The organism is Streptomyces sp. Edi4 (assembly GCF_040253615.1).
GTDB lineage: Bacteria > Actinomycetota > Actinomycetes > Streptomycetales > Streptomycetaceae > Streptomyces.
In genome coordinates, this window is the sequence record NZ_JBEJGY010000003.1 from 59,744 (window position 1) to 80,633 (window position 20,890).

The following is a 20,890-nucleotide window of genomic DNA, read 5'->3' on the forward strand; positions in this document are numbered from 1 at the left end:
CTCGGGGCCATCGAGCACCTGATGGGCCTGCAGGCTCAGGAGTCGAACTCGCCCTACGTGAGCCTGTGGACCCGGCTGCGGGACTTTTGCCACGGCGACCTCACGGCGCTGCTCCACGACCGCCGCGTCGTACGCGCCAAGCTGCACCGCAATACCCAGCACCTGGTCAGCGCCGAGGACTTCCGCCAGCTGCGCCCCCTGCTCGAACCGGTGCTCAGACGGGCCCGCCAGGGCGCCTTCGGTCGCGCCATCAGCGGTCTGGACACGGCCGAACTGGCGGACGTGGGGCGGGCGTTGATGTCGGGGCACGGACTCACCCGCCCCCAGTTGGGCCGCCGGCTCACCGAGCGCTTCCCCGGACGGGACCGGCAGGCCCTGGCTTACGCCGTGCAGTCGCTGGTGGCCCATGTGCACCCGCCGCCCAGCGGTACGTGGGGTGATCGCGGTGCCACGCCGCTGGTCCTCGCCGAGGAGTGGATCGGCCGGCCGGTGGAGGAGCGGCCCCGCCTCGAAGCGGCGATCCTGCGCTATCTGGCGGCGTACGGCCCGGCGGGCGTGATGGACGTCCAGGCGTGGTCGGGTCTGACACGGCTGCGCTCGGTGCTGGACGGTATGCGGCCCCGCCTTCGTACCTACGAGGACCCCGCCGGGCGGGAGCTGTTCGATGTGCCCGACGCCTCCCCGGCCGACCCGGACGAGCCCGCGCCCGTGCGGTTCCTGGCGGCCTTCGACAATCTCGTGCTCAGTCACGCCGACCGTACCCGGGTCATCGGCGACGAGGACCGGCAGCGGGTGATCACCGGTAGCGAGGTGCGCCCCACCTTCCTGGTCGACGGCTTCGTCCGCGGAATCTGGTCACTGAGCGCCGGTGACACCCTGCGGGTCCTGCCCTACCGACCGCTGACGCCGCCTGAGGAGGACGAGACGCGGCAGGAAGCCGAGCGGCTGCTCGGCTTCCTGCTGGGCCCTGCGTCGGACGGCGCAGCGATCGGGAACGGCACGGTGTCGAAGGGGAAGGTCGTCATCGGCTGACCGGCGCCGGTGGCGCGGCGCTCACGCCGGTTGAACGACCTCGGGATCCCCCACGGTCTCCCACATGCCCCGCAGGGACTCGGACAGGTCGTAGCCGGGCCGCCAGTCCAGCTGCCGCCGGGCGAGGGAGGCGTCCACCTGCACCCAGTCCGCGCCCGGACTCTGGCCGCGGACCTCGGCCTCCCGCACCCGGACCGCCTCCGGCGGCAGACCGCTGATGGTGACCAGGGTGTCGACCAGGGTGCGCAGGTCCACCGCCTCCCCCCGGCCGATGTTGAACAGCGGTGCCGTGTCCGGGCGCGCCGCCGCGGCGCACACCGCGGCGGCCGCGTCCCGGACGTCGACGTAGTCCCGGCGGGCCGCGGCCACCGTGACGTCGAGCCCGTCGGCCGGGTCGGCGCGGCGCAGCCGGACGGCCAGCGTCCCGAGGAAGGTCTCCATGGAGGGATACGGGCCGAGGGTGTTGGTCAGCCGCAGAACCGCTCCGTGGCACTCACCGCGCCGGACCGCGTCGAGGACGAGTCGCGAGGCGGCGAGCTTGGACCGCCCGTAGAGCGAGGCAGGCCGCGGATCCACCGCCTCGTCGGTCGGGGTGCCGGCCGCCACCGGACCGTACTCGTGGATGCTGCCGAGCTGGAGGAGCCGGACGGACTCGGGGAGCAGACGCAGCGCACCGAGCACGTTTTCCACCGGTCCTACGTTCGCCTCGGTCATCTCCTGCTCCGTGGCGGCCCAGCCGAGGGTGGCGTTCACGACCGTGTCCACCCGCTCGTCCGCCAGGACCGCGGCCAGTTCGGCTCCGGTGCACCGGGCGACGTCCAGGGGGAGGAACCGGTAGGGACGTACGTGCGGTGCCTCCCGTCGGGCGATCGCGACGACCTCCGTACCCCGTTCGGCGAACGCGGCGCAGATGTGCCGGCCCACGCATCCGGTCGCTCCCAGGACCGCGACCCGTCGGGTCCCGTCTGCCATGGTCATCGTGTTCTCCCTCAGTTCCGGACGCAGTCGGCGTAACGGGGCAGCAGCCCCTGGGCCGTCGCCTCCGCGAGGCCGGGTGCCGCCCGGTCCCGCTCGGACAGGACGAGGTCGATGTCGTTCGGCCAGGGCAGGGACAGCTCGGCGTCAAGGGGCGTGATCGCCTGCTCCAGCTCCGGCCGGTAGCCGGTGGTCACCAGATAGGACATGACCGTGTCGTCCTCCAGGGCGAGGAAGGCGTGCCCCACACCCTCCGGGTAGTAACCCGCCCTGCAGGTCTCCTCGTCCATGTCGACGGTGTCCCACAGGCCGAATGTCGGGGAGCCCAGACGCAGGTCCACTACGACGTCGAGGGCCCGGCCCCGGGCGCAGTGCACGTACTTGGCCTGGCCGGGCGGGGCGGTGGTGAAGTGGAGGCCGCGGAGCACGCCCCGGGCGGAACGGCTGTGGTTCGTCTGAGCCACCGGGAACGGACGGCCGACCGCGGCGAGGAAGGGCGCCTCCTGCAAGGGCGAGACGAACAGACCCCGTGGGTCGGCGTGGACCTCGGGGGCGAACTCGAAGGCGCCGCTCACGGCGAGTTCACGCGTGCGCATGGCTGACCACCATCCTCGGGACGGGTTCGGGGCGTTCGGGGCGTCGGGTCAACGCACGAGCGGCTCCGCTGCTCGCCGTGGCCCGGGGGGACGAGGTCCAGCGTCGCCGGACGGACTAGAACTGCCATGGAGCGTCGATGCAGTTCCCGCGGCCGGCCCTGGCGGACTCCACGTGCGCGCGAGCGGTCCTCGACGGGGAGCCAGCACGTTGCGGGTCCATACCAACCATGGCTGAGGGAGACCCCATGCGAACGGCTCAATTCACCCCCCTGCGGACGAACCAACAATCAAGGCTGCCTTCCCTCACCGGGATGCGGTTCGTCGCGGCTGTCATGGTGCTGCTCTGCCATGTGGGCACGAGCGTCCTCCCCCGGCTCAAGAACCATCAACTGGCCGAATATCAACGGTTTTTCAGCGCGGCCGGCCCCACGGGTGTCTCCTTCTTCTTCATCCTCAGCGGCTTCGTCCTGGCCTGGGTGGCACGTTCGCAGGACACCCGGCGGCTCTTCTGGCGCCGCCGCCTGGTGAAGATCTACCCGAGCCACCTGGTCACGCTGACCGCCGCCGTCCTGCTGATGCTCGGCGCCGGTGTCGCGGTGACCTCCGCCAACACCGTCCCCACCCTCTTCCTCGTACAGGGCTGGATACCGCGGCAGGACGTCATCTTGAACTTCGGTTCCAACACGCCGAGTTGGTCGCTCGCCTGCGAGGTGCTGTTCTATCTGGCGTTCCCCTGGATCCTGGTGGCGGCCCGGCGCATCCGTGCGGAGCGCCTCTGGGGCTGGGTGGCCGTGACGACCGCCGGGATTATCGCGGTTCCCCTGCTCGCTCAGCTGCTGCCCGCGAAGCCGTACATGCCGCTGACGACCACGTCCTGGTGGGCCACGTGGTTCACGTACTACTTCCCCGGCACCCGGCTTCTGGAGTTCGTCCTTGGGATCCTGATGGCGCTGGTCGTCCTCAACAAGCGCTGGATGGGCCTCAAGCCCGCCGCCGCCCTACTTCTCGCGGCCGCCGCCTTCGTGGGCGGCGCCTATCTGCCCGGTGTGTTCAGCTCGGTGGCGCCGACCGCGCTCCCCCTCGCCCTGGCGATCGCCGCCTTCGCCACCGCCGATGTGCGCGGCCGGCGGACCCTGTTCAACCACCGGGTCTTCATCTGGCTGGGCGAGATCTCGTACGCCTTCTACATGGTGCACTTCCTCGCGGTCTCCTACGGTCCCATCGGCGCCGTCCACCCCGAGAACTGGCTGAAGCCGCTGAGCGTGCCGACCGCGCTGACCGACGCCGGACTGACCCTGGCGATCAGCCTCGTCCTCGCCTGGCTGCTGCACGTCCTGGTCGAGAACCCCGCGATGCGACGCTGGAGCCGGCCGGCCGTGCCGGCGGCCTCGGACGCGGCGAAGAGCGCCCCTGGTGCGGAGCGAGCGGCGGCTCCCACCCGCTAGACCGGTCCGGCGGATGAGGCTGCCCGGGCCTTGGCGCGTTCGCGCCGACGCTCCAGCGGCGCTCGAGGGCCGCTGGGTACCAATGAACTATGACCCGGCGCAGCGCCGGCGAAGCACAGAGGAGTGTCATGGATCGCGCCGTCCCAGTTCTGTCGTGGCCCGAGGTGTCTGCCCGGCGGCTGGAGAGGAGTGCCCTGTCGGCTCCGTCGAAGACGGCTGACCCTGCCGAGACAGTCGCCGCCCTGTGCGGCGCGCACGCCCAGGTGCTCTCCGCGGCCGAACTCTCCATCGCCATGCGGATCGACGGTGCCACCCGCGGCGATGTCCGCAGCGCGCTGTGGGATCGGCGCAGCCTGGTCAAGATGCACGGCCCGCGCGGCACGGTGCACCTGCTGCCCACCGCCGACCTGCCGATGTGGATCGGGGCGCTGGGCTCGATGCCGGCCACCGCGAGCCCGTTCGCCGTGGACGCACGGATGACGCCGGCGCAGACCGACGAGGTCGTGGCGGCCATCGGGGACGTGCTGGCGTCCGCCGAGCTGACCATCGACGAGCTCAGTGAGGCCGTCGTAGCGGCGACCGGGCCGTGGGCCGGCGATCTCGTGATGCCCGCCTTCCAGGGCATGTGGCCCCGCTGGCGGCAGGCCATGACGCTCTCCGGGCACCGTGGAGTGCTGTGTTTCGGCCCGAATCGGGGCCGCAAGGTGACATACACCAACCCACAGCGCTTCCTGCCCGGTTTCCGCCCCCTCGAAGGGCGCGCCGCCCAGGCGCGGTTGGTGCACCGCTATCTGCACGCCTACGGCCCCGCCACGGCACAGAACTTCGCCCAGTGGCTCAGCATCCCGCGCGGCTGGGCGGCCGAACTGTTCCGCTCCCTGGAGGGGGCGATCGAGCAGGTCGATCTCGGCGGCACGGCCTGCTGGGTGAACGCGGGCGACACCACGATGGCGTCGTCTCCCCCGCGCGGGGTGCGTCTGCTGCCGTACTTCGACGCCTACGTGGTGGCCGGGCGCCCCCGCGACCTGCTCTTCCCCGGCCGGGCGGCCGAACGTGCCCTGGTCCCCAGTGGCCAGGCGGGCAACTACCCCGTGCTGCTGATCGACGGAACGGTCGCGGGTGTCTGGCACCAGCGCCGCTCCGGGCGCAGGATTCACGTCACCGTGGAACCGCTCACCCCGCTCGGCCCCGCCGCGCTCGCCGAGCTCGACGAGGAGATCGAACGCGTGGGCGCGATCCTGGAGGGCAAGCCCGAACTCACCATCGGGACGGTGACCACGGGGGCCCACGCGTGAGGCTCCGGGAAGAACGGGGACCGGAACCGAGGGGCCCCCGGACCGACAGGTCGGGGCCCTCGCGGCGAACACCGGAGCGACTGCCTCCGGTCTGACGCGAGTGCCCCTCGAGGCATCTGCCACAGACTCGCGAAGTCACCCCCATCCCTCACAGGAGAGGTCAAGAGGCCCATGAGCTCCGCCAGTGAAGCAGCGGCGCCCCCCGCTGCGGACCCCCGGCGCTGGGTAGCCCTGGCCGTGTTGCTGACCGCAACTCTGCTGGACCTACTCGACGCGACCATCATCAACATCGCGATCCCGAGCATTCAACATGACACCGGTGCCTCCAACACGGCTGTCCAGTGGATCACGGCGGGCTACACGCTCTCGTTCGCCGTCGGACTCATCACCGGTGGCCGGCTCGGCGACATCTTCGGCCGCAAGAAGATCTTCCTGATCGCCATGGCCGGGTTCACCCTCGCCTCGGCGCTCTCCGGCCTGGCCGTCGGCCCCGACATGCTGATCGCGACCCGCGTCCTACAGGGCCTCATGGCCGCCCTCATGGTGCCGCAGGTGCTCGCGATCATGCAGGTCACCTTCGCTCCGCAGGAGATGGGCAAGGCTTTCGGCATGTTCGGTGCCGTCAGCGGCATCGGTGCCGTCTCCGGGCCCGTCATCGGCGCGCTGCTCACCGAGTGGAACCTGTTCGGCCTGGAATGGCGCCCGATCTTCCTGGTCAACGTCCCCCTGGGCATCATCGGCCTGATCCTGGGCCGGCGCTGCCTGACCGAGTCGAAGGCGCCCTCGGCGCCACGACTCGACCTCGGGGGCATCGCCCTGGCCACGCTCGGCATGCTGATGCTGCTGTATCCGCTGACCCGCGGTCAGGAACTGGGCTGGCCCGCCTGGACCCTGGTGTGCATGCCGGCGAGCCTTGTCGTCTTCGGCGTTTTCGTGCTCCACCAGCGCGCCAAGATCAGCCGCCACGGATTCCCCCTCGTCGAGCTGTCGCTGTTCAAGGTCAGGAGCTTCGCGGCGGGCATCACCGTACAGCTGATCTTCGGTACGTCCTTCGGTCTCTTCTCCCTCACCGGGGCCCTGTACATGCAGATCGGCCTGGGCTGGACGCCGCTGCACGCCGCGCTGACCAGCCTCATCTTCGGCGTGACCATGGCCGTCTCGGCGCTGATGTCGATCCAGAAGCTGGTGCCCAGGTTCGGCCGCAAGGTGCTGCAGGGCGGCGCGCTGCTGCTGATGGCCGGCCTGGCGGACTACGGCTGGCTGGCGGACCGGCATGGTACGGGCATCACGTCCGCACAGCTGATCGTGCCGCTCATCGTCGCCGGTGCAGGGCTGGGAATGATCATGGCCCCGCTGACCAGCGCGGTGCTCTCCGAAGTGCCGGGCGAACACGCGGGTTCCGCGTCCGGGCTCGTCAACACGGTCAACCAGCTCGGTCTTTCGCTCGGTCTCGGCCTCACCTCGGTGGCGTTCTTCAACGTCGCGAAGAGCAAGGCCGGGGGGTCCACGACGGCCGGTGAGCCATTCGTCGGTGCCTTCACTCACTCGCTGTGGTGGGTGGCCGGGGGAATGGCGCTGGCCTTCCTCCTGATGTTCGCCCTGCCCAGGGCGGCGCAGTCGCAGTTCGCGGTTCCCGAGCCGGACGGCTCCGGTGACACGGCGCAGGCGGCCGAGTCAGTTCCGGCGCCGGCCGATGAGTCCGTCTCCGGGCCGGTCGCGCGGGCGGATCCCGCTCCCGGGAAGGCCGATCGCGGTTCCGGGGAGAGCGAGCCCGCCCCAGCCCTGCGCACCACCTGAAACAGACGGGTCCGCTGAACGACGACTGCGGTCCACCGACTCGAAGGAGTCCGGTGGACCGCAGTCTTTGTGGGACCGGCCCGCGGCGTCAGCGCGGTGCGCAGTCCTTGGGGGACCGGCCGTCGGCGTCGCAGCGGTTCCGGGCGGCACGCCGTCGGCGGCCGTGCGGGGTCACCAGGCCACCGTGCCGCCGTCGTTGATGAACACGCCGGTCGGGCCGTCGGCGTCCAGCGTGGCGACCCGGACCTCGACGGCCGAGCCTTCCACGGCCGTCAGCACGCCCACGCCGTGGTTGATGTCGGTGGCGACGAACCCCGGCGAGCAAGCGTTGACCTTGATGGACGTGCCCCGCAGCTCGTTCGCGTAGAGCACGGTCAGCATATTCACCGCCGCCTTCGAGAGGGAGTAGCCGGTGATCGCCGGGATCTCGGAGCCTGCCAGCCAGGCCGGAATCCCCATCTCGCTGGAGACGTTGACGATCCGGCCCGCCGACGAGCGACGCAGCAGCGGCAGCAACGCGTTGGTGACCGCGATCAGGCCGTACACATTGGTCTCGAAGGTGGTCCGCAGCGCGTCGAGACAGACCTCGCTCGGCTGGGCCGCCGGCCATTCGACGTTGACCCCGGCGTTGTTCACCAGAATGTCCAGGCGGCCGTACCGCTCGCCCACGTGGCGCGCGGCCGCGGCGACCGAGGCGGGATCCGTGACGTCCAGCTGAACGAAGTGCGCGTCGGTGCCCTCGTCGCGCAGCGCCTTCACCGCGGACTCGCCGCGGGCCCGGTCGCGGGCGCCCACCAGGACGGTCGCGCCCAGCGCGCCCAGACGTCGCGCGGCCTCGTACCCAATGCCCTTGTTGGCCCCGGTGATCAGGGAAATCCTCGATGTGGCAGTCATGGGTGGAGGGTGACAGGCGGCCCTAGGGCGCGGCTGGTCCGCGGCTCGGCGGGGACGCGGCGGGCACGCGCGCGGGGAGGGGCCACCGGCTCCGGCCGGTGGCCCCTCCCCGTGCGCGACCGCGTCAGACCGCGTCGTCCGTGGGCCGCGCCTCAACGATGCTCAGTGACGACTCCGTGCCGATGATGCGGTCGACCCGGAACCCGGCCTCGGTGAGCAGCGCGACGTACTCCTGCTGCGTCCGCTCCTGGCCTCCGGCCATGATCAGCATGGCCAGGTCGAACGCCTTGCTGGGGTGCGGGGCGTTGCCCGCGGGGATGACCCGCTCGATCAGGAGCAGCGTGCCGCCCGGCTTCAGGGCCTTGCGGATGCCGCCGAGGATCGTGACGACCTCGTTGTCGGTCCAGCCGTGCAGCACCGACTTCATCGTATAGAGATCGCCGCCGGCGGGGATGTCGCCGAAGATGTCGCCGCCGACGACCTCGACGCGGTCCTGGAGCCCGGCGTCCTCGACGCGGTTGCGCTCGACGACGTGCGGCAGGTCGAACAGCACACCGGTGGCCCCGGGGTTGCCGCCCAGAACGGTGACGAGCAGGGTGCCGTCTCCCCCGCCCACGTCGACGATCCGGCCCGCACCGGCGAAGTCGTACGCCTGGACGATCGCGGCGAGTTCCACCCGGCTGTGCTCGTGCATCGCGGTGTCGAAGTCGGCGCCCTCCTCCGGGTGATCCTTGAGGTACTCCCAGACGGGCTGCCCGAACGCCTTGGCGAAGGTTCCCTCACCGGTGCGCAGGGCGTGCTCGGCGTACTGGAAGGTCCTGGCGGTCAGCCTGCCCTGCTGCGCCACCGTCGTGCGCACCGAGAGCGGGTGGTCCGACCGGAGGCGCTCGCCTGCCTCCGTCAGCGCGAAGCGGCCGGTGGAGTCCTGCGTGAACACTCCGCAGCCCGCGAGGGTGCGCAGCAGGCGGTGCAGGCTCGGAGCGTGGGTGCCGGTGGGGCCGGCCAGCTCCGCCGCCGAGAGCGGGCCGTCCGCGAGCAGGTCGGCCACCTTCAGCTCGGCCGCCAGATGGAGCGCGCTGGCGTAGATGATGCCGTCGCCGAGCTCGAGGAGCCGGAGGCTGCCGTCCAGTTCAAGTTCGCTGCCCATGGGCTGCTCGCCCTCCTTGGTGATGTCGGAGCCATGGAAGCCGAAGGGCGTCGCCATCAGCGGGCCACCGCTTCCACGAGACTGTCGGGTCCCGAGCTGTGGATGACGCGGGTCAGACGCAGCCCCGAGCGGTCGAGCAGGTCACGGAACTCGGCTGCGGTGCGCTGTCGGCCCGTGGTGCCGACGAGCGTCTCCAGGTCGAGGAGTTTGGCGGCGGAGGGTTCGGGCCCGTCCGGGACCACCGGTTCGCCCAGGAGCACGGTGGCGTGGTCGGGCATCGCCGCACGCACGTTGCGCAGGAGCTCCACCGAGCGGTCGTCGTCCCAGTCGTGCACGACGGCCGTCAGGACGTAGGCGTCGGCTCCCGCGGGGACCTTCTCGAAGAAGGAGCCGCCGACCACTTCACAGCGGTCCGCGACGCCCGCGTCCGTCAGGACGGAGGCTGACCGTTCGACCACGTCCGGCAGGTCGAGCAGGATGCCCCGCAGGTTCGGGTACGAGGAGAGGATTGCGGCCAGATAGGCGCCGTTGCCGCCGCCGATGTCGGCGACCGTGCCGAACCTGCCGAAGTCGTACGCCTCAAGGGTGGCGTAGATCGCGGAGGCGACCGAGGTCATCGCGCCGTCGAAGACGGCCGCTTCCTCGGGATGGGTGCGGTAGTAGTCGAACTGCGGCTCGCCGTGGGCCAGGTCGAAGGCGGGCTTCCCGGAGCACACGCTCTCGTACAGGTGGCTCCAGGCCGCGCGGTGGAAGTGGGAGGCGAAGTGGGTGGCCAGTCCCCGCAGGGAGGGGGAACGGTCGCTGCGCAGCAGTTCGCCCTGCGGGGTGAGCGCGAAGCGGCGCCCCGGCAGTTCCGTGAGCACACCGAAGTCCCCGACCACCCGCAGCACCCGGTACAGGCTGGGCGCGTGCGCTCCGACCTCGGCGGCGATCTCGTCCACGTGCCGGGGCCCGGCGGCCAGCACGTCCGCGACTCCGAGGCGCGCGACCACACCGATGGACTGGGTGACGAAACCTCCCATCAGCAGCGGCATCAGGGCTGTCTCGGGCACAGCCCCCGCCCGTGCCGGCGGGTCCAGCTCGCTTGCCGTGTCGGTCATCGCCTCGTCCCCTTTGGTGGCACTGGCATTGCTCTGTCGCAGTCACCATGAGGGAGGGGCCTCAACGGCCGGTCGAGGCCTGCTGCATTCGGCGAATGGTGTCGAGGAGCCGCGTCTGCTCCCGTACCGCGTCCGAGGGAGCCGTCCGGCGGCGTGCGGCGTCGCAGAAGGCCCGGACCGCGTTGGCCACTTGGTCGTCCGGCGCCACCTCGACGACCCTGCCCCCGGCCGCGTCCTCGAGACGGATCAGGGGGGCGTGGTCCGCGGGCGGGGTGAAGGCCCGCTCGACGGTGATACGGCCCGCGCTGCCCCACAACTCGTAGCTGCCGCGGTAGGCGTGGTCGAGGCCGAAGGACAGCTGGGCCGTGACGCCGCCGGAGGTGCACAGCAGCGCGGCCCCGGCCGTGTCCACCCGGTGTCCGCGCCCCCGGGCCACGGTCGCGCCGACGACGCGCAGCGCGGGCCCGAGGAAGTGGACCGCTGCTCTGACCGGGTAGACACCGGTGTCCCGCAGCGCTCCTCCGCCCAGCTCGGGACGGTAGCGGATGTTGTCGTGCGGCAGTGCGGGCACGGCGAACACGGCCTGGAAGGCGCGGAGTTCACCGATCGCGCCGTCGTCGACCAGGGCCTGGACCGCGGCGTGCTGACCGTGGTGCGGGAACATCACGTTCTCCATCAGCGCCAGCCGCCGCTCGGCCGCGATCCGGAACAGCCGGTCCACCTCGTGCGGCGCGTCGGCGAGCGGCTTCTCGGCCAGCACGTGTTTCCCGGCACGCAGGGCGGCCTCAGCCCAGTGCGCGTGCAGGGACGCGGGCAACGGGATGTAGACCGCGTCGACCTCCTCGCTGCTCAGCAGGGTGTCGTAGCCGTGCACCGCACGGCAGCCGTACGCGTGGGCCAGTGCGTCGGCTCCGGCCACGCGCCGGCTGGCCACCGCCGCCAGGCGGGCGCCGGGCTGCGCGGCGAAGGCGGGCAGCATCCTGCGTCGGGCGATGTCGGCGCAGCCCAGAACGCCGATGCGGACGGGGGCGGGGGGATGGACGGTGGACAAGACGGCTCCTTCGCTTTCGGGGGGCCCGGCTGTCAGGACACGCGGGTGTGGTCCCCGCGAGCCTTCGTATGGCGTTGGTGTCCTCTTGCGGTGTTGTCCTCCCGGCCGGAAGACCGCGGCTCGAGTGGCTGTCGAGCCAGGGGCCCGATGGTGGCGAGCCTGGGCGGCACGCCGAGTGAGGAGAGATGAGATGGGTCAGACGGCCACCGATGCCGAGGCCACGACGCAGTCACCGGTCGGCACCTGGAAGGAGGAGCTGTTCCTGGAGCGGGGGACGTACGCCAGCACCCTGCGCTTCACCACGAACGGCAGAGCGCTGCTGCTGCGCGGCCCGCTTGCGGGGTGCGTGGGCGCGGGCAGCTGGACCGCGACGGGCGAGAACCGGTTCACCTTCCGGATCGCGGAGCTCGTCTACGAGGAGGACGGCACGTACACCGGGTGGGTGGACATCGAGCAGCACGTCGTGCTGGACGGTGACGTCTTCACCAGTACCGGCAGCTCCCACGTCTACGACGCCGAGGACCACCTCCTGGACCGGGCCGAGGTCACGGCGCGCGGCACGCGGCACTGACCGGGGCCCAGCCGGCCCGCGGCCGGGACACCTGGTCTCATGCGGTGCGCGAGCGCCTCTGTGCCGTGGCTCATGCGGGCGCGGTCAGGGTGTTGCCGTGCCCGTCGACGGGCTCCTTCCCACCCCTCAACACTGGAGGCACACCATGACTTCCGCTCAGCCCGACGCGAATGAACTGAGCGCCACGCTCTCGGAGCACATGAACGGCTACCTCTACTCCGCTTCGCTCTACACGGTGACCCGCTTCGGTGTCGCCGATCATCTCGTCGACGGCCCCCGCACTCCGGCGGAGCTGGCCGAGCTGACCGGTGTCAACGGTCCCCATCTGCACCGCATCCTGCGGTACTTGGCGACGCGGGAGGTCTTCCGCGAGGACGAGCAGGGCAGGTTCCACCTCACGGTGCTGGCCAACCTCCTGCGGCCCGGCGTGCCCGCGTCGCTGCACGACAGCTTCCTGATGCTGGGCAACGAGGAGCTGTACTGGAAGCCGATGGGCCGGCTGCACGAGACGGTACGCACCGGGCACACCGTCTTCGACGACATGTACGGAGCCCAGTTCTTCCCGTACCTCCAGACGGTTCCCGAGCTGTCGACGCTGTTCAACTCCGGCACTGCCGGGTTCTCCCGCCAGTGGATCGAACAGATCGCCTCGAGTTACGCGTTCCCCGCGGGCGCGAAGGTGATCGACATCGGCGGCGGAAGGGGCGACCTGCTGCGGGGCGTCCTGGCGGTCAACCCCGAGATCACCGGTGCGCTGTACGACCAGGAGTCGGTCCTCGCCGAGCACCGTCTGGACGTGCCCGAGCTGGCCGGTCGCTGGAGCACCGAGGCGGGCAACTTCTTCGAGCGGGTACCGGCCGGATACGACTACTACTTCCTGAAGTCGGTGCTGCACGACTGGAGCGACGACGACTGCCTGCGCATCCTGAAGTCGGTGCGGGAGGGGATGCGCGAGGGCAGCCGACTGCTGGTCATCGACCCGGTCATCCCTCCGGGCAACGAGCCCGATGCCAGCAAGACCATCGACGCGATGATGATGGTCATCCACGACGGCAAGGAGCGCACCCAGGAGGATTTCGAGGAGATCCTCGGCAAGGGAGGCTTCAAGATCGAGCGGATCCTGCCGACACCCGGCCTGATGTCCGTCATCGAAGCCGTCGTCGCCTGACCACCTCTTGGCTCCGCGGCCGCGGCCGCGGAGCAGAGCCAAGAGGTCAGCTCCCGCGCGGTGAACGGCTCGCCTCGTCAGGCGCCGGCTTCGCCGTCCGCCTTCGGAAAGAACTCGGCGTTCTGGACGTACTCCATCGCCTCTACGAACTCCGGCTTGACGAGCCGCCGTTGCTGCTCCTCGGGGCTGATGTCTTCGATGTGGGTCTGGATCCACCACAGGTTGCCCAGCGGGTCGCGCACCCGCCCGACGCGGTCCCCGAAGAACAGCTCGGTCACCTCGGTCACCGAAGTGGCGCCCGCCGTGACCGCCTGGCGGTGCACGGCGTCGGCGTCCTCGACGAAGAGGCGCAGGAAGGCGGGGGTGTCCGGCCAGTCGGGCGAGTGCCGGTCGAACATCATCACCACCGCGTCCCCGATGCGGACCTCGGCGTGCTCGACGCGCCCGTCGGCCCCCACCATGCGCCCCAGCTCCTCGCCCCCGAACGCCTCCTTCATGAAGTCGATGAGCCGGGCGGCGTCGGCCGAGATGATCCAGGGCGTGACGGTGGAGTAGCCCCTGGGGATCGCCTTGACGGTCATGGTGATGGTCCTCCTTGCAAACCACGTGCGCGAACTGTGTCCACGTTATTGCGGAGTAGGTCAGTCTCTGTCCTAACTGCCCCGTGGAGCGGCGCAGTCCACCCGGGGAACGCATGTGCCCCGCCGGGTCGCTTGACTCCAGGCCGACCGGACCTCCAGCGGTAGCCCATAGCCTGCGACCACCAGCGGAAAAGCAGCGTGAAGGGGTGCGTAATGAGCGAAGAGGACGTCATCGATCTGGCAGCACTCGGCGAGGACTTCGCCCGCGATCCGCACCCCGTCTATGCCGAGCTGCGCGCGCGAGGTCCGGTGCACCGGGTCCTGCTGCCGGAGGGGTTCACCGCCTGGCTGGTGGTCGGTTACGAAGCCGCCCGCGCCGCGCTCTGCGACCCGCACCTCTCCAACAACATGCGCAACGCGAAGGACGCGGGCCTCACCGACCTCGTGGCCGACGCGCCGAACATGCTGATGTCCGACCCGCCCCGGCACACCCGGCTGCGCAAGCTGGTCGTGCGGGAGTTCACTCCCCGGCGCATCCGCGCGCTGGAGGGCCGGGTCCAGGAGATCACCCACGAGCTGATCGACGCGATGCTCGCTCAGTCCGAGGGCCGGGCCGACCTCGTCACCGACTTCGCCTACCCGCTGCCCGCCGCCGTCATCTGCGAACTCCTCGGCGTCCCCTTCGACGACCGCGAGAAGTTTCACGACTGGTCAACACAGATCACCAAGCGCCTGGGCGACGGTGGCGCGGAAGCCGCCATGGGTGAGCTCACGGGATATCTGACCGCCCTGCTGGAGGACAAACGGGCCCGGCCCGGGGACGATCTGCTCAGCGCGCTGGTCCGCACCAGCGGCGAGGACCAGGACGCGCTGTCGACCGAGGAACTGGTCGGCATGGCCGTCCTGCTGCTCATCGCGGGGCAGGAGACGACCACGGGTCTCATCGCCAACGGCATGGTGGCGCTGCTCCGGCACCCCGAGCAATGCTCCGCCCTGCGCGCCGACTTCTCGCTTCTGGACGGCGCCGTCGAGGAGATGCTGCGCTACAGCGGACCGACCGGCACCTCGCTGCACCGGTTCACCACGGCGTCGGTCAGCCTGGACGGAGTGGTCATTCCCGGCGGCGGCGAACTGGTACTGATCGGCAACACACCGGCCAACCAGGACCCGAAGCGCTTCCCGGACGCCGGCCGCTTCGACATCCGCCGTGACGCCGGCGGCCACCTCGCCTTCGGACACGGCATCCACGCGTGCTTCGGCGCCCCCCTCGCCCGGCTTGAGGCGAAGGCTGCCGTGCGCGCCCTCCTGGAGCGCTGCCCCGATCTGGCTCTCGCCGTCGACCCGGCCACCCTGATCTGGCACCCCAGCGTCATGATGCGCGGCCTGACGAGCCTTCCGGTCCTGGTGCGTCCAACGGCACCGGTCGCCTGAGACGGGGCTGACGCCGCCGGCCCGTGGCCCGCACGACGGCGCCCCGGTCCCCCTCCTGCCAAAGGGGACCGGGGCGCCGTTCGTCGTGCTCAGTCGGCCGGGCCGAAGCGGACGGGCAGCCGCTCGAGGCTGCGCAGGAAGAGGGTGGGCGGACGCCAGGGGAGCTGCGCCGGATCGACCGCCAGGGCCAGGTCCGGGCAGCGCTCCAGCAGCGTACGCAGGGCGATGCCCGCCTCCAGCTTGGCCAGCGGGGCACCGATGCAGGCATGGATGCCGTGGCCGAACCCGATGTGGCCCCGGCTCTCGCGCGGGTCGCGCAGAATGTTGAAGCGCTCGGGCTCGGTGAACCGCTCGGGATCGCGTGACGCGGAGGCGAGCCCGGCCATCACCACCTCGCCCGCGGGTATCTCGGTCTTCCCGATGACGACGGGTTCGGTGGTGTAACGGAAGGCGGAGACCTCCACCGGTCCCTCGTAGCGCATCGTCTCCTCTATCGCGCCGTCGAGGAGCGACCAGTCGGCCTGGAGCGCGGCGAGCTGCTCGGGGTGCTGGAGCAGCAAGGAGAACGCGCCGGCGATCAGGTTGTTGGTGGTCTCGTGTCCGGCCACGAGCAACAGGAAGGCCATGCCGAAGAGTTCCTCGTCCGACAGCCGGTCGCCGGCGTCGGTCGTGCGCACCAGGTCGCTCAGCAGATCGTCGCCGCCGTCGGCGCGCTTGCTCGCGATGAGGGCCCCGAGGTAGCCCGCCATGGCCTCCCCCGCCGCCTGGGCCGCGTCGGGCGTCGGCGGTGCGGACATCTCACTGGACCAGCGGTGGAAGTCGTCGCGGTCCTTCTCGGGCACACCGAAGAGTTCACAGATCACGGAGAGCGGCAGCTGGAGGCTGAAGGACTTCACCAGGTCCGCGCTCCCCAACGGCACGACAGCGTCCAGGAGTTCGTCGGTGATCTCCTGGATCCGGGAGCGCAGCGCCTCGATGCGGCGCGGAGTGAACTCCTTGGAGACCAGTTTGCGCAGCCGCGTGTGATCGGGCGGATCGGCCTGGAGCATAGTGGTGCCGATGGCACTGCGGCCCATGTCCGGCCAGGCCTTGAGGTACCGCGCGTCCGTACTGAACCGCGAGTCCTTCAGAGCGGCCCGCGCTTCGCCGGGCCCGACGATCAGCCAGCCGAGCCGGCCGTCCATGACGCGGGCCCGGTGCACCGGGCCGAGCGCGCGCAGCTTCGCGAAATAGGGGTGGGGGTCCGCGGTGAACTCCGGGTCGCAGCCGGTGAGATCGGCGATGAACTCCGTCCCGCCGGGGCCGTTGCGGAGAGCGGGCTCCGGCGTCGCTTCTGCTTCGGTTGTCGTCATGGCCGAAAGGTAGGGCCCCCCGCTCGACTGCCACTCAGGAACGACTCATGCGGAGCGGGCGGGGCGGGCCCGGCACCCGCCGTCCTCTCGAAGGCCGCATCCGCGCTCCCCCAAAGCCGCGTTTCTCGCCCGGCTGCGCCCCGTGCCCTCCCCCTGGGTGGCCAGAGGCCGTTCACCGTCTCGAGCCGCTCTCGACCCGGGCGTGTGAGCCTGCCGCCGCACCGTCATGGCCGGCCACCCGTCCGGAGGCCGGTTCCTGTCTTTCGGTATCGGTCCGGTCCCGGCCCGTAGAGGAGAAACCCATGCGTGTCCTGATCGTTGTGTGGCCCCTGACCTCCCATCTGTTACCCGACCCTTCCGTTGGCCTACGCCCTTCAGGGCGCGGGACACGAGGTCCGGATCGCCTCACACCCCTACCTGGCCCCGGCCATCACGGGGGCGGGCCTGAACGCGGTTCCGCTCGGTAGGCCGGACACCATCGCCTCCCCCACCGCCGTCGGTGACTTCATGCTGTCCGAGGACCACCGCGAACGCCTCGCGAAGGCGTTGGCCGTGGACCTTGCCCGCGACGGCGACAACTGGGCCACCCTCAGCACGTACACCCTGGCGTCCTCACGGATCTTCCACCCGGCGGACGCCACCGGGACATCGGGCTGGGGCGGGGTGGACGACCTGGTGGCGGTGGCCCGCGACTGGCGTCCGGACCTGGTGCTGTGGGACCCCAACTGGCCGGGTGCCGCCGTCGCCGCCCGGGCCTGCGGCGCGGCACAGGGCCGGGTGCTGTGGGGCGGCGACTTCCTGGGCTGGGCCGACCACCGCAGTGATGAGCACCGTGAGGACCTTCGGGCGGCGGGCCTCGCGCACCCGGTGACCGAGATCGTGCGCCCGGCCGCGGAACGCCATGGTGTCGAGGTCGACGACGAGCTGGTGCTCGGCCAGTTCACGCTGGACCCGAACCCCGCCGACATGAGGCTGCCCAGCCGCGCCCGCACCGTGCCTCTGCGGCGCATCCCCTACGCGGGCGCCGCCGAAGTCCCCGGCTGGCTGCGGTCCAAGCCCACCCGTCCACGGGTCGCGCTGTCCCTGGGAGTCACCCAGCGGATGTTCGACAACGACAGGGTGATGATCCCGGCGCTGCTCGACATGGTGGACGGCCTGGACATCGAGGTGGTCGCCACGCTCGACGCCTCCCAGCTGGAAGGGCTGCGGCCGCCGGACAACATCCGCACCGTCGACTACCTCCCGCTGAACCTGCTGCTGCCGAGCTGCGCGGCGATCGTCCACCACGGCGGCATCGGTACCACCGCGGCCGCCGTCGCCCACCGCGTGCCCCAACTGGCCGTGGTGGACGACCGGGGCATTGCATACCACCCCAATGCCGAGTACGTGGTGCGCCACGGCGCGGGCCTCTATGTGCACCCGGTGCGCCTCTCGGCCAAGGAGATGCGCGCCCAGCTGATCCGGCTGCTGTCCGAGCCCGCGTTCCAGGAGGGGGCGCGTCGGGTGCACGCCGACTGGCTGGCCATGCCGAGCCCCAACGACACGGTCCCCCTGCTGGAGAAGTTCGTCGCGCACCACCGGGACCGCGGCTGAGGCCGGCGGCTTTCAGCCGGACCGGGCGGTGCGCGTGAGCAGCCGGGCCCGGTCCAGAGGCGCTCAAGGCAGCACGCGGACACTCACCACGCCGAGCAGACCGGTGGCACAAGTGCCACACACCGAGAGCGGCCCGTGAACGGGCTCGCGGTGGCCGGGGCCGGACCCTGCCGATTCCCTTCACGAGGAGCAGCTCGCATGACGACTGTCGCCACCGGCGCCGGCCAGGACTTCAAGGTCGCCGACCTCTCCCTCGCCGCCTTCGGCCGCAAGGAGATCACCCTCGCCGAGCACGAGATGCCCGGCCTGATGTCGATCCGCAAGGAGTACGCCGCCACGCAGCCGCTGGCCGGCGCACGCATCACCGGCTCCCTGCACATGACCGTGCAGACCGCCGTGCTGATCGAGACCCTGGTCGCGCTCGGCGCCGAGGTCCGCTGGGCCTCCTGCAACATCTTCTCCACCCAGGACCACGCGGCCGCCGCCGTCGCCGCCGCCGGAATCCCCGTATTCGCCTGGAAGGGCGAGACCCTGCAGGAGTACTGGTGGTGCACCGAGCAGGCGCTGACCTGGCCCGGTTACGCGGGCCCCACCATGATCCTGGACGACGGCGGTGACGCCACGCTCTTGGTGCACAAGGGCGTGGAGTACCAGAAGGCGGGCGCGGTACCGGATCCGTCCACCGCCGACAACGAGGAACTGGCCGTGGTCCTGGGGCTGTTGGGCGCCACCTCCATCGACTGGACCCAGCTGGCCTCCGAGATCCGCGGTGTGACGGAGGAGACCACCACCGGTGTCCACCGCCTGTACGAGATGATGCGCGACGGCGACCTCCTGTTCCCGGCGATCAACGTGAACGACGCCGTGACCAAGTCGAAGTTCGACAACAAGTACGGCTGCCGCCACTCCCTGATCGACGGCATCAACCGCGCCACCGACGTCCTCATCGGCGGCAAGACCGCGGTCGTCTGCGGTTACGGCGACGTCGGCAAGGGCTGCGCCGAGTCCCTGCGCGGCCAGGGCGCCCGCGTGATCATCACCGAGATCGACCCGATCTGCGCGCTCCAGGCGGCGATGGACGGCTACCAGGTCACGACCCTGGACGAGGTCGTCGACAAGGCGGACATCTTCGTCACCACGACGGGCAACAAGGACATCATCATGGCCGCCGACATGGCCAAGATGAAGCACCAGGCGATCGTCGGGAACATCGGCCACTTCGACAACGAGATCGACATGGCCGGCCTGGCCAGGATCCCGGGCATCGTCAAGGACGAGGTCAAGCCCCAGGTGCACACCTGGACCTTCCCCGACGGCAAGGTGCTGATCGTCCTGTCCGAGGGCCGCCTGCTGAACCTCGGCAACGCGACCGGTCACCCCTCCTTCGTCATGTCGAACTCCTTCGCGGACCAGACCCTGGCCCAGATCGAGCTCTACACCAAGCCGAACGAGTACCCGACCGACGTGTACGTGCTGCCCAAGCACCTCGACGAGAAGGTCGCCCGCCTCCACCTGGCCTCGCTCGGCGTCAAGCTCACCGAGCTCCGCCCGGAGCAGGCCGCGTACATCGGCGTCGAGGTCGAAGGCCCGTACAAGCCGGACCACTACCGCTACTGACCCGGCCCGGAACACCGACCCCTGGAGTACGCATGTCCCGCCGTCTGTTCACCTCTGAGTCCGTGACCGAGGGCCACCCCGACAAGATCGCCGACCAGATCAGCGACACCGTCCTCGACGCCCTGCTGGCCAAGGACCCCACCTCCCGGGTGGCCGTGGAGACCCTGATCACCACGGGTCTCGTGCACGTGGCCGGTGAGGTGACCACCTCCGCGTACGCGCCGATCGCCGCACTCGTCCGCGAGAAGATTCTGGCGATCGGCTACGACTCGTCGGTGAAGGGGTTCGACGGCGCCTCCTGCGGTGTCTCCGTCTCCATCGGTGCCCAGTCCCCCGACATCGCCCAGGGCGTCGACGTCGCATACGAGCAGCGGACGGGCCGGGCGGCCGCCGACGAACTCGACCAACAGGGCGCCGGCGATCAGGGCCTGATGTTCGGTTACGCCACCGACGAGACCCCGAACCTCATGCCGCTGCCCATCGAGCTCGCGCACCGCCTCTCCCGCCGGCTGACCGAGGTGCGCAAGGACGGTACGGTCCCCTACCTGCGTCCCGACGGCAAGACCCAGGTCACCATCGAGTACTCGGGCAGCCGCCCGGTCCGCCTCGACACGGTCGTCGTCTCCTCGCAGCATGCCGCCGACATCGACCTCGGCTCGCTGCTCACCCCGGACATCCGGGAGTTCGTCGTCGAGCACGTCCTGGGCCAGCTCGCCGACGACGGCATCAAGCTCGACACCGACGGCTACCGGCTGCTCGTCAACCCGACCGGCCGCTTCGAGACCGGCGGCCCGATGGGCGACGCGGGTCTGACCGGCCGCAAGATCATCATTGACACGTACGGCGGCATGGCGCGGCACGGCGGCGGCGCCTTCTCCGGCAAGGACCCCTCCAAGGTGGACCGTTCGGCGGCGTACGCGATGCGCTGGGTCGCCAAGAACGTCGTGGCCGCCGGTCTCGCGGCGCGCTGCGAGGTCCAGGTCGCGTACGCCATCGGCAAGGCCGAGCCGGTCGGTCTGTTCATCGAGACCTTCGGTACCGAGCGCGTGGCAACCGACCGGATCGAGAAGGCCGTCTCGGAGGTCTTCGACCTTCGTCCGGCCGCCATCATCCGCGACCTCGACCTGCTGCGCCCGATCTATGCCCAGACCGCCGCCTACGGCCATTTCGGCCGCGAGCTCCCGGACTTCACATGGGAGCGCACCGACCGGGTGGACGCGCTCCGCACCGCCGCGGGGATCTGAC

18 protein-coding genes are annotated in these 20,890 nt (G+C 70.7%); 10 read left to right on the forward strand and 8 right to left on the reverse strand.

The window, feature by feature from the left end:
* Positions 1–21 precede the first annotated feature (21 nt).
* On the forward strand, positions 22–1,032 hold the full coding sequence (locus ABR738_RS01970) for a winged helix DNA-binding domain-containing protein (RefSeq protein WP_350228196.1): 1,011 nt from the start codon (positions 22–24) through the stop codon (positions 1,030–1,032).
* 21 nt (positions 1,033–1,053) lie between these two features.
* Here ABR738_RS01970 and ABR738_RS01975 read toward each other — a convergent pair whose 3' ends face one another.
* Together ABR738_RS01975 and ABR738_RS01980 are read right to left on the reverse strand one after the other, a co-directional pair.
* Positions 1,054–2,010 carry an NAD-dependent epimerase/dehydratase family protein gene (locus ABR738_RS01975; protein WP_350228197.1) on the reverse strand — a complete coding sequence of 319 codons (957 nt, stop codon included), beginning with the start codon at positions 2,008–2,010 and terminating at the stop codon, positions 1,054–1,056.
* An 11-nt stretch (positions 2,011–2,021) separates the two neighbouring features.
* Positions 2,022–2,603: a dTDP-4-dehydrorhamnose 3,5-epimerase family protein gene (locus tag ABR738_RS01980; protein WP_350228198.1), complete on the reverse strand. Its 582-nt coding sequence runs from the start codon at positions 2,601–2,603 to the stop codon at positions 2,022–2,024.
* 245 nt (positions 2,604–2,848) lie between these two features.
* On the opposite strand from ABR738_RS01980, the gene ABR738_RS01985 reads away from it, so the two are divergent.
* From ABR738_RS01985 to ABR738_RS01995, 3 genes are all read left to right on the forward strand, one after another.
* On the forward strand, positions 2,849–4,048 hold the full coding sequence (locus ABR738_RS01985) for an acyltransferase family protein (RefSeq protein ID WP_350228199.1): 1,200 nt from the start codon (positions 2,849–2,851) through the stop codon (positions 4,046–4,048).
* A 128-nt stretch (positions 4,049–4,176) separates the two neighbouring features.
* Positions 4,177–5,343: a winged helix DNA-binding domain-containing protein gene (locus ABR738_RS01990; protein WP_350228200.1), complete on the forward strand. Its 1,167-nt coding sequence runs from the start codon at positions 4,177–4,179 to the stop codon at positions 5,341–5,343.
* A 171-nt stretch (positions 5,344–5,514) separates the two neighbouring features.
* Positions 5,515–7,140: an MFS transporter gene (locus ABR738_RS01995; protein WP_350228201.1), complete on the forward strand. Its 1,626-nt coding sequence runs from the start codon at positions 5,515–5,517 to the stop codon at positions 7,138–7,140.
* Positions 7,141–7,311: 171 nt separating this feature from the next.
* Here ABR738_RS01995 and ABR738_RS02000 read toward each other — a convergent pair whose 3' ends face one another.
* The 4 genes from ABR738_RS02000 to ABR738_RS02015 all read right to left on the reverse strand — a co-directional run bounded on the left by ABR738_RS02000 (position 7,312) and on the right by ABR738_RS02015 (position 11,332).
* Entirely contained in the window at positions 7,312–8,034 is a 723-nt protein-coding gene (locus tag ABR738_RS02000; RefSeq protein WP_350228202.1) for an SDR family oxidoreductase, read from the reverse strand.
* Positions 8,035–8,158: 124 nt separating this feature from the next.
* Positions 8,159–9,238 carry a methyltransferase gene (locus ABR738_RS02005; protein WP_350228203.1) on the reverse strand — a complete coding sequence of 360 codons (1,080 nt, stop codon included), beginning with the start codon at positions 9,236–9,238 and terminating at the stop codon, positions 8,159–8,161.
* Positions 9,238–10,281, reverse strand: coding sequence for a methyltransferase (locus tag ABR738_RS02010; RefSeq protein WP_350228204.1), 1,044 nt, complete (start codon positions 10,279–10,281; stop codon positions 9,238–9,240). The genes ABR738_RS02005 and ABR738_RS02010 overlap by 1 nt, the downstream gene beginning before the upstream one ends.
* A 61-nt stretch (positions 10,282–10,342) precedes the next feature.
* Positions 10,343–11,332, reverse strand: coding sequence for a Gfo/Idh/MocA family protein (locus tag ABR738_RS02015; RefSeq protein WP_350228205.1), 990 nt, complete (start codon positions 11,330–11,332; stop codon positions 10,343–10,345).
* Positions 11,333–11,522: 190 nt separating this feature from the next.
* On the opposite strand from ABR738_RS02015, the gene ABR738_RS02020 reads away from it, so the two are divergent.
* The gene (locus ABR738_RS02020) at positions 11,523–11,903 is read left to right on the forward strand and encodes a hypothetical protein (RefSeq protein ID WP_350228206.1); all 381 of its coding nucleotides are present in this window, start codon (positions 11,523–11,525) and stop codon (positions 11,901–11,903) included.
* Positions 11,904–12,048: 145 nt separating this feature from the next.
* Positions 12,049–13,071: a methyltransferase gene (locus ABR738_RS02025; protein ID WP_350228207.1), complete on the forward strand. Its 1,023-nt coding sequence runs from the start codon at positions 12,049–12,051 to the stop codon at positions 13,069–13,071.
* A gap of 77 nt (positions 13,072–13,148) precedes the next feature.
* On the opposite strand, the gene ABR738_RS02030 is transcribed toward ABR738_RS02025, so the two are convergent.
* Entirely contained in the window at positions 13,149–13,652 is a 504-nt protein-coding gene (locus ABR738_RS02030) for a VOC family protein (protein WP_350228208.1), read from the reverse strand.
* A gap of 213 nt (positions 13,653–13,865) precedes the next feature.
* On the opposite strand from ABR738_RS02030, the gene ABR738_RS02035 reads away from it, so the two are divergent.
* Positions 13,866–15,083, forward strand: coding sequence for a cytochrome P450 family protein (locus tag ABR738_RS02035; RefSeq protein WP_350228209.1), 1,218 nt, complete (start codon positions 13,866–13,868; stop codon positions 15,081–15,083).
* An 89-nt stretch (positions 15,084–15,172) separates the two neighbouring features.
* On the opposite strand, the gene ABR738_RS02040 is transcribed toward ABR738_RS02035, so the two are convergent.
* Positions 15,173–16,435, reverse strand: coding sequence for a cytochrome P450 family protein (locus ABR738_RS02040; RefSeq protein ID WP_350228210.1), 1,263 nt, complete (start codon positions 16,433–16,435; stop codon positions 15,173–15,175).
* 360 nt (positions 16,436–16,795) lie between these two features.
* Here ABR738_RS02040 and ABR738_RS02045 point away from each other — a divergent pair, with 360 nt between their 5' ends.
* The 3 genes from ABR738_RS02045 (at position 16,796) to metK (ending at position 20,889) form a co-directional block, all read left to right on the forward strand.
* The gene (locus tag ABR738_RS02045) at positions 16,796–18,028 is read left to right on the forward strand and encodes a glycosyltransferase (RefSeq protein WP_350228211.1); all 1,233 of its coding nucleotides are present in this window, start codon (positions 16,796–16,798) and stop codon (positions 18,026–18,028) included.
* Between the two features lie 198 nt (positions 18,029–18,226).
* On the forward strand, positions 18,227–19,645 hold the full coding sequence (ahcY, locus tag ABR738_RS02050) for an adenosylhomocysteinase (protein WP_350228212.1): 1,419 nt from the start codon (positions 18,227–18,229) through the stop codon (positions 19,643–19,645).
* A 32-nt stretch (positions 19,646–19,677) separates the two neighbouring features.
* Entirely contained in the window at positions 19,678–20,889 is a 1,212-nt protein-coding gene (gene metK, locus ABR738_RS02055; RefSeq protein ID WP_350228213.1) for a methionine adenosyltransferase, read from the forward strand.
* The last annotated feature ends 1 nt before the right edge of the window (position 20,890 follow it).